Below are 6,873 nucleotides of genomic sequence, written 5' to 3'. Positions count from 1 at the left end.
ATGCTCTACCTGTGCAACTTCACCCTCGAAGCGGCCGGCCTGAGCGCCAACATCTTCGGACCCCTGCACTCGCCTTCGTGCATGTCCCCTGCCGGAACGGGGAGGTGACGCGCTGATGTTCCTGGTCAAACTCATCGACGTCTTCGTCGGCATTCTCGAGTTCATCTTCAAATCCGACAAACGGGCGCAAGGTGCGTCCGCGGCAACGCTGGGCACCGCGGGCATCATCACGTTGCTGGCGATCATGCTGGTCGCCGTAGGTGTACCGCGCATCGTCTATCACAACAGCACCACCGAATACACGGCCGAGCTGGCCAACGCGTCGGGCCTGACGTCGGCCGACCCTGTGCTGGTGGCCGGCGTGCCGGCCGGGCGCATCGAACAGATCTCGCTTGCGGGTGATCGCGTGAACGTGCGATTCCGCCTCGACAACGGTCAGCCGCTGGGCGACCAGACCACCGCCGGCGTGCGGCTGCGCACCGTGCTCGGCAAGCGGTACCTGGAGGTCATCCCGGCCGGATCCGGATCCGTGGGCACCGGAGGCAACGGTGCCAAGAATGTGATCCCGTTGTCGCGCACCACCTCTCCATACAATCTCGACGATCTGGCGAGCGACGCGGTCGATACGTCCTCGGCTATCGACGTCGATGTTCTGCGCACGATGATGACCACGATGACCAAGCTGATGCCCGATTCGGCGACCACCTCCGACGCGCTCAGTGGAGTCACCGCGGCGGCGTCGACCATCACCCGCAGCGGCACCCAGATCAACCAGCTGCTCACGGTCTCCCAGCGCCTGGCGGCGGTGACCTCGCAGCAGAGCGAAACCCTGTCCGACGCCTTCTCCTCCACGCAGGCGCTCGTCCAGATGCTGTCGGTGCGCCACCTCGCACTGACCCGGCTCGCCGACAACCTGCGGCTGATCCTGCGGCAGATGGCCACCACCTTCCCGAATATTCCGATGGCCGAACTGACCGCCAATCTGACCAAGGTCACCAAGACCCTGGCCGACAACGCCGGCCAGGTCGATGAGATCCTCACCCAGCTACCGCCGTCGCTGCGCACCATCACCGACTCGAGCGGCAACGGCAACTGGGCCGACGTGGTCTCCCCGGCCGCAGTCATTCCCGACGGACTGCTCTGCGTCCTCGGCGTCGTCAAGGGGTGCAAATGAGTTTCCGTCAGGTCCGCGAGATCCGGCGTCGTAAACGCCGGGGCGGCAAGATCTTCACCGCGCTGCTGGTGATCGCGGCGATCGTCGCCGGCTGCTGGTTCGTGTTCGGCCGCGGAGACAACACCCGAACCGTGCACGCCGATTTCGCCTTCGTCAACGGGCTGTACCAGGGCTCAACGGTGACAGTGCTCGGTGTACCCGTCGGCCACATCAACCAGGTCGACGCCCGCGGCGACCACGTCCGGCTCACCATGAGGGTGCGCGATGACGTGACTCTGCCCGCCGACGTGGAGGCATTCGTGCTCAACCCGTCAGTGATCAGCGACCGGCATCTGGAACTGGGCCCGGCCTATACCAAGGGCAAGAAGTTCGCCGACGGCGGCGTGATCCCGATGGAGCGCACCCACTCCCCGATCAGCTGGGACAAGCTGATGGAGAGCGTGAAGACGCTGACGCAGGTCATGGGGCCCGGTGACGACAGCACCGGCTCGCAGACGGCCGATTCAGGGGGCTGGGCGCACTACTGAGCCGGACGGCGAAGTCGTGGGAGGGCCGGGGGCCCGAATTCGGTACGGCTATGTCCACTCTCGCATCGGCGTCGGGGGTCTTCGGCGCCCGTGCCGACGACATTGAGGACCTGATCGACAGTCTCAATCTGATGATGACGACGTTCCGCCACAAGCAGGTCTCGCTCGACGGCCTGATCCGCTCGATGAGCGTGCTCTCGGACAAGTGGTCCGAGGCGAACACCGACATCACCACACCGATCAACGACCTGCGCACGGTGTTCGATCAAATCAACGACTTCGTCCTGCAACACGGGGGCGACGTGGGCGTGGTGGCCGAGAACCTGGACACTCTCGGAAAGACGCTGGTGGCCAACAAGGCCGGCCTGGCCGAGTTCATGGATCTGGCTCCGCTGATGATGCAGAACCTGTCCAGCACGATCGGACCCGACCGTCGGGGGCGGATCCGGTTGAACGTGTCCACCACGCTCACCCAGTTCAAAACACTCAAACCGCTGTGCGATCAGTTCCCGATGCCGATCTGCGTGGGCGCGGGCCTGACCAACCCCATCTCGTTCCCGATCTCGGCATCCGATCCGCTCGGCATCGTCTCGGCCGTCTCCGGCGGGGCACTCCCCAAGAAGTCCGGAGGACGATGATGCGTACCGTTCGCGTTGCCGCCCTGGCCCTTACCGCCGGGGTGAGCCTGTCCGCATGCGCCACCGGGCTGCAGGATCTGCCGATGCACGGCGTCGGCAACAACACCTTCACCATCACCGCCGACCTCGACACCGCCGACGGCATCGTCTCCGGCGCCGACGTACGCCAGGGCCAGCAGGTGATCGGCCGTGTCACCGGTATCGCACTGGTCGACCAGCGAGCACGGCTGACGCTGACCCTCGACGACACGGTACGGGCACCCGGGAACTCGACGCTGCGCGTGGAACTGCCTTCGGCACTGGGTAATCCGTTCCTGCGGCTGAACTCACCCGACAGTCCGCAGGGCACCCTGCATCAGGGATCGCACATCTCGGCCCGCGACACCTCCCTCGGACCGCAGGTCGAAAGCACCCTGGCGGCGCTCGGAAACCTGATGAGCGGCAGCGGAATCGGTCAGTTGAAAACGGTGATCACCAGTCTGAACACGGCTTTCGCCGACAGATCCGACAAGGTGGGCGACCTGATCGACACCCTGAACCGGATGCTGACCCGATCATCGGAGTACACAGATGATTTCAATGCAGCGATGGCCGCGGCGGCCGATGTGAGCGATCTGTTCGTCGCCCGGCGGCAGATGGTCGCCGACTTCCTCGACCAGGTGCCCGCGGCCGTCGACGTGCTGGCCGGCCAGCGGCGCCAGATCGGCGCGCTCATGGCGCAGACCACCACACTGGCGGCCAACATGAACCAGATCGTCTCCGGCAGAAGGTCCGAGCTCAACAACCTCGTCGGCGACGCCCGCACGGTGCTCGACGCGCTGGGCAGCTTCAACGACGACGTCGGTCAGACGATGCGCCACATGAACAGCTTCCTGGTCAACTTCGCAAGCGCCATCCGCGGCGACTACCTGGTCTTCGACGGCGGGCTCGACATCCCCGCGAGCATCGACAAGGTGCTCACCGGCGGTCTGTTCCTGTCCGGGCAGCCTGCACCCACCATGGGTGAGCTGCGCGATCTGATCACCGGCGGCATCGACAAGGACCGCCGGGAGAAGACACGGAAGAAGACGAAGGCCCGGAAAGACGCGACGACCGGCGAGAACGCGACCCCAAGCCAGGAGGGCCCGCGATGAAGCATCCCGAGACACGACTCACCGCGTGGTACAAACAGCTGCCGACCGGCACTCTGCAGTTCGTCATCTTCCTGGCGATCGCCGCGTTCGTGATCCCCTACGGCATCAACTTCATCGCCGGCCCCGAGGGTTTCGGCGACAAGATCACCCTCAAGGCGCAGATGCGCGACGCGTTCGGCCTCACGAAGGGCACCGGCGTCACCGTCCGGGGCGTCGACGTGGGCACCGTCTCCAAGGTCACGGTCTCCGGTGACGGGGAAGCGGCCGACATCACGATGGTGCTGCGGGGCGATGTGCGTATCCCCAAGGACTCGTACATGCAGGTGACGATGGCGACGATGGCCGGCATCCAGAGCGTTGACATCATCCCCGAGTCGGCCACGGGCCCGTACCTGACCTCCGGCGACACTGTGTCCGCACCCGCCGACCGGCAGCCCCAGCAGATGGACTCCCTCATAGCCGACGCCGCCACCGTGCTGCGCAGCATCGGCGACGGCACCCTGGCGACCGTCGGTGACGAGATCTACACCGCGCTCGGTAACAATGAGAAGACGCTGACCACGTTGCTGTCCAACGGATCCCAGCTGGCCTCCCTGGTGCGGCGCAGCGCGCCGATGCTGCGCGGGCTGCTCGGCGAATGGCTGCCCGTACTCGACGCGATGAGCGAGAACACCGCCTCGTTCGAGCGCGGCATGACCACCGCCGCCACCTTCACCGACCAACTCGACGCCCAGCAGCCGGTGTTCGTGTACCTGCTCGACCGCTCCCCCAAGGGTCTCGACCACGCGCGCACGCTGTTCGACAAATACCGCGGCACCTTCGGTGGTGTGCTGGCCAACCTGACCGTCGTCGAGCCGATCATCAGCGACCGGCAGCCCGCGCTGGCCACCGGCCTGAAGACGATCCCGCGGGGCATGAAGGATCTGCGGTCGATCGTCAAGAACGGCCGCGCCGACTTCTCGCTCATCGCCACCCAGGGCCCGGTGTGCCTGTTCGACGACGAACCACGCAGCAGCATCGGTGATCTCGACGTGGCCTCCCCCGACGTCACTCGCTACTGCCCGCCCGGCAACGGCTACGCGCAGCGCGGCGCGGTCAACGCCCCGCGCCCGAACGATCTGGGCACCTCCACCTGGACCCGGCCCGGGCGTGCGTCCGGCCCGCCCGTCGTCGATGATCCCGTCCTCGTCCCCAACGGCGCCGAACTCCTCGACTGGTGGCGCAAACTCGAAGAAAGGGCCAAGAATGGCAACTGACACCGTGACATCAACTGACACAGTGACTTCCAGCGCAGAGGACGTGGTTGCCATGAGCGATACCGAGAGCAAGCCGGACGACAAACCGGCAAAGGACACCGGATCTTCTTCTGCGGTAAAGAAGTCCACTCCCCGACACAAGCGGGTTCTGGTCGGCGCCGTGGGCGCGCTACTCGTCGCGGCCGTCGCCGTCGGCGGCTTCTTCATCGGCCGTGGCAGTGCACCCGACGGCGGCGGTTCGGGCGGGGACCGGGCCGCGGTCACCACGACCGCCCGCGACTACGCGATCAAACTCTCCAGCTTCGACTACCGGAGTCTGGAAAAGAACCGCGAGGCGATCACGGCGATGTCGACCCCGGCATTCGCCAAGAAGTACGATGAGATGGTGCAGGCGCTGACCCAGATCGTCCAGAACGGCAAGGGTGAGGCCACCGCCACCGTCTCCTACGCCGCCGTCGAGTCCATCGATGATTCCTCGGCGAAGGTGATCCTGTTCGTCGACCAGCAGGCCAAGAACGTCGTGTCACCCGACGGGCGCACCCAGCCCTACCGAATGGTGGTCTCGCTCAAGCATTCCGGCGGCAAGTGGCTCGTCGACAACGTCGAGACCGTCTGACACCGCCGAAACACCTCGTCCCCAGCTCGATCAATGTTGTAAGGAGAATCCCGTGCCCGCCAGCTATCTGCCGGATCTGGAGAACACCACTCCCGAACTGACGACCCCCCGCACCCGCATCCGCATCACCACACGCAAACGGCGGGTCACCAACGCCCGCAAACCCGCGCACGTCGCCGAGGCACTGGACTTCTGGTCGTTCGCCGGGGCCGCCGCCAACGTGGTGCTGCAACTCGGCTGGCCCGAGGTGGCCTACGGGGTCATGGAATCGAAGGTCGAGTCCGGCTCACTCATGCACCATCCCTGGAAACGAGCCCGGACCACCACCCAGTACCTGGCGGTGGCGGTGCTCGGCAGCGAGGAGGAACGGGCCGCGTTCCGGGAGGCCGTGAACACCGCGCACCGGCATGTGCATTCGGATTCGGAAAGCCCCGTCAAATACAACGCCTTCAACAAAGAACTCCAGATGTGGGTCGCCGCATGCTTGTACATCGGCTTCGAGGACACCCACCAGCTGCTGCACGGGGTGATGAACGAGGAGGAGGCCGAGGCCTTCTACCAGTCGGGCAAACCACTGGCCACCACATTGCAGGTGCCGGACTCGATGTGGCCGGCCACCCGCGCCGATTTCGACCATTACTGGAACGTCGGCTGCGAGCGCGTCGTCATCGACGACAAGACGTGCGACTTCCTCAATGACCTGGTCGATCTGAAGATGATCAATCCGCTGATCCGGTTGCCGTTCGTGAACCTGCTGCGCTTTCTGACCACCGGATTCCTGCCACCGCTCTATCGCGACCAGCTCGGCCTGGAATGGACCGAGGACGATCGCCGCCGCTTCGAGCACCTGTTCACCTTCGTGTCGGTGGTGAACAAGTTCCTGCCCAAGTCCATCCGGTTCGGTGGCAGCCGGATGATGATGCGCGATCTGCGCCGCCGGATCAAACACGACAAGCCGATAGTCTGATCAGACGACACCGGCTCGCCTTTCACAGCACACATGACTACATGCAGACGGATTGACAGATGACCACGCAGAGCCTTCGGCGCACCCAACTGACCGACGAGGTCGCCACCATGTTGCGGAACCGGATCATGACCGGTGACCTGCGCCCTGGCGACTTCGTCCGGCTCGACGAGACGGCGTCGGCGCTGGGATGCAGCGTCACCCCTGTACGGGAGGCGCTGGTGACGCTGCGGGGCGAGGGGTTGGTGCGGTCATCCCCGCACCGCGGTTTCATCGTCGAACCGCTCGACCGCGGCGACATCGTCGACATCTTCTGGATGCAGGCGGAACTGTCGGCGCGGCTGGCCACGAACGCGGTGAGCAACCCCGACCTGCCGGCCCACCTGGCCACCCTGACCGGGCTTGTCGACGAATTCGACGATGCCGTCGCCGCGGGTGACCAGCGGCGGGTCCTGCTCACCGAGTTCGCCTTCCACCGCGAGATCAACCTGGCCGGCGACAGCAAGAAGCTCGCCTGGTTCGTGCACGCCGCCAGCAAGTACAACCCGCACGAGCTGTACAC

General features: G+C 65.4%; 6 protein-coding genes and 1 pseudogene. All 7 read left to right on the top strand.

Going from position 1 to position 6,873, the window contains the following annotated elements:
• Positions 1-115 precede the first annotated feature (115 nt).
• Positions 116-1,174 (top strand): MlaD family protein, encoded by a 1,059-nt coding sequence (locus Q0627_RS21230; RefSeq protein WP_291018306.1) that lies wholly within the window; start codon positions 116-118, stop codon positions 1,172-1,174.
• Positions 1,171-2,339: pseudogene (locus Q0627_RS21225) on the top strand (MCE family protein). The gene Q0627_RS21230 and the pseudogene Q0627_RS21225 overlap by 4 nt, the downstream one beginning before the upstream one ends.
• A complete protein-coding gene (locus tag Q0627_RS21220; protein ID WP_291018309.1) occupies positions 2,339-3,472 on the top strand; it encodes an MCE family protein in 1,134 nt (377 codons plus the stop codon). Before Q0627_RS21225 ends, Q0627_RS21220 begins: the two are co-directional and overlap by 1 nt.
• Positions 3,469-4,728, top strand: a complete 1,260-nt coding sequence (locus Q0627_RS21215) for an MlaD family protein (protein ID WP_291018312.1) — start codon at positions 3,469-3,471, stop codon at positions 4,726-4,728. The genes Q0627_RS21220 and Q0627_RS21215 overlap by 4 nt, the downstream gene beginning before the upstream one ends.
• Before the next feature lie 52 nt (positions 4,729-4,780).
• The gene (locus Q0627_RS21210) at positions 4,781-5,344 is read left to right on the top strand and encodes a hypothetical protein (RefSeq protein ID WP_291018315.1); all 564 of its coding nucleotides are present in this window, start codon (positions 4,781-4,783) and stop codon (positions 5,342-5,344) included.
• 52 nt (positions 5,345-5,396) lie between these two features.
• Positions 5,397-6,311, top strand: coding sequence for an oxygenase MpaB family protein (locus tag Q0627_RS21205; RefSeq protein ID WP_291018319.1), 915 nt, complete (start codon positions 5,397-5,399; stop codon positions 6,309-6,311).
• A gap of 59 nt (positions 6,312-6,370) precedes the next feature.
• The coding region (locus Q0627_RS21200) for a GntR family transcriptional regulator (RefSeq protein ID WP_298812673.1) at positions 6,371-6,873 on the top strand (503 nt) is incomplete at its 3' end.

The organism is uncultured Gordonia sp. (assembly GCF_937858515.1).
GTDB lineage: Bacteria > Actinomycetota > Actinomycetes > Mycobacteriales > Mycobacteriaceae > Gordonia.
This window is presented reverse-complemented; position numbering and strand designations above follow the sequence as displayed.

Coding starts and splice junctions, on each gene's coding strand:
- Q0627_RS21230 (WP_291018306.1), top strand. CDS start 116: ATGTTCCTGGTCAAACTCATCGACGTCTTCGTCGGCATTCTCGAGTTC.
- Q0627_RS21220 (WP_291018309.1), top strand. CDS start 2,339: ATGCGTACCGTTCGCGTTGCCGCCCTGGCCCTTACCGCCGGGGTGAGC.
- Q0627_RS21215 (WP_291018312.1), top strand. CDS start 3,469: ATGAAGCATCCCGAGACACGACTCACCGCGTGGTACAAACAGCTGCCG.
- Q0627_RS21210 (WP_291018315.1), top strand. CDS start 4,781: ATGAGCGATACCGAGAGCAAGCCGGACGACAAACCGGCAAAGGACACC.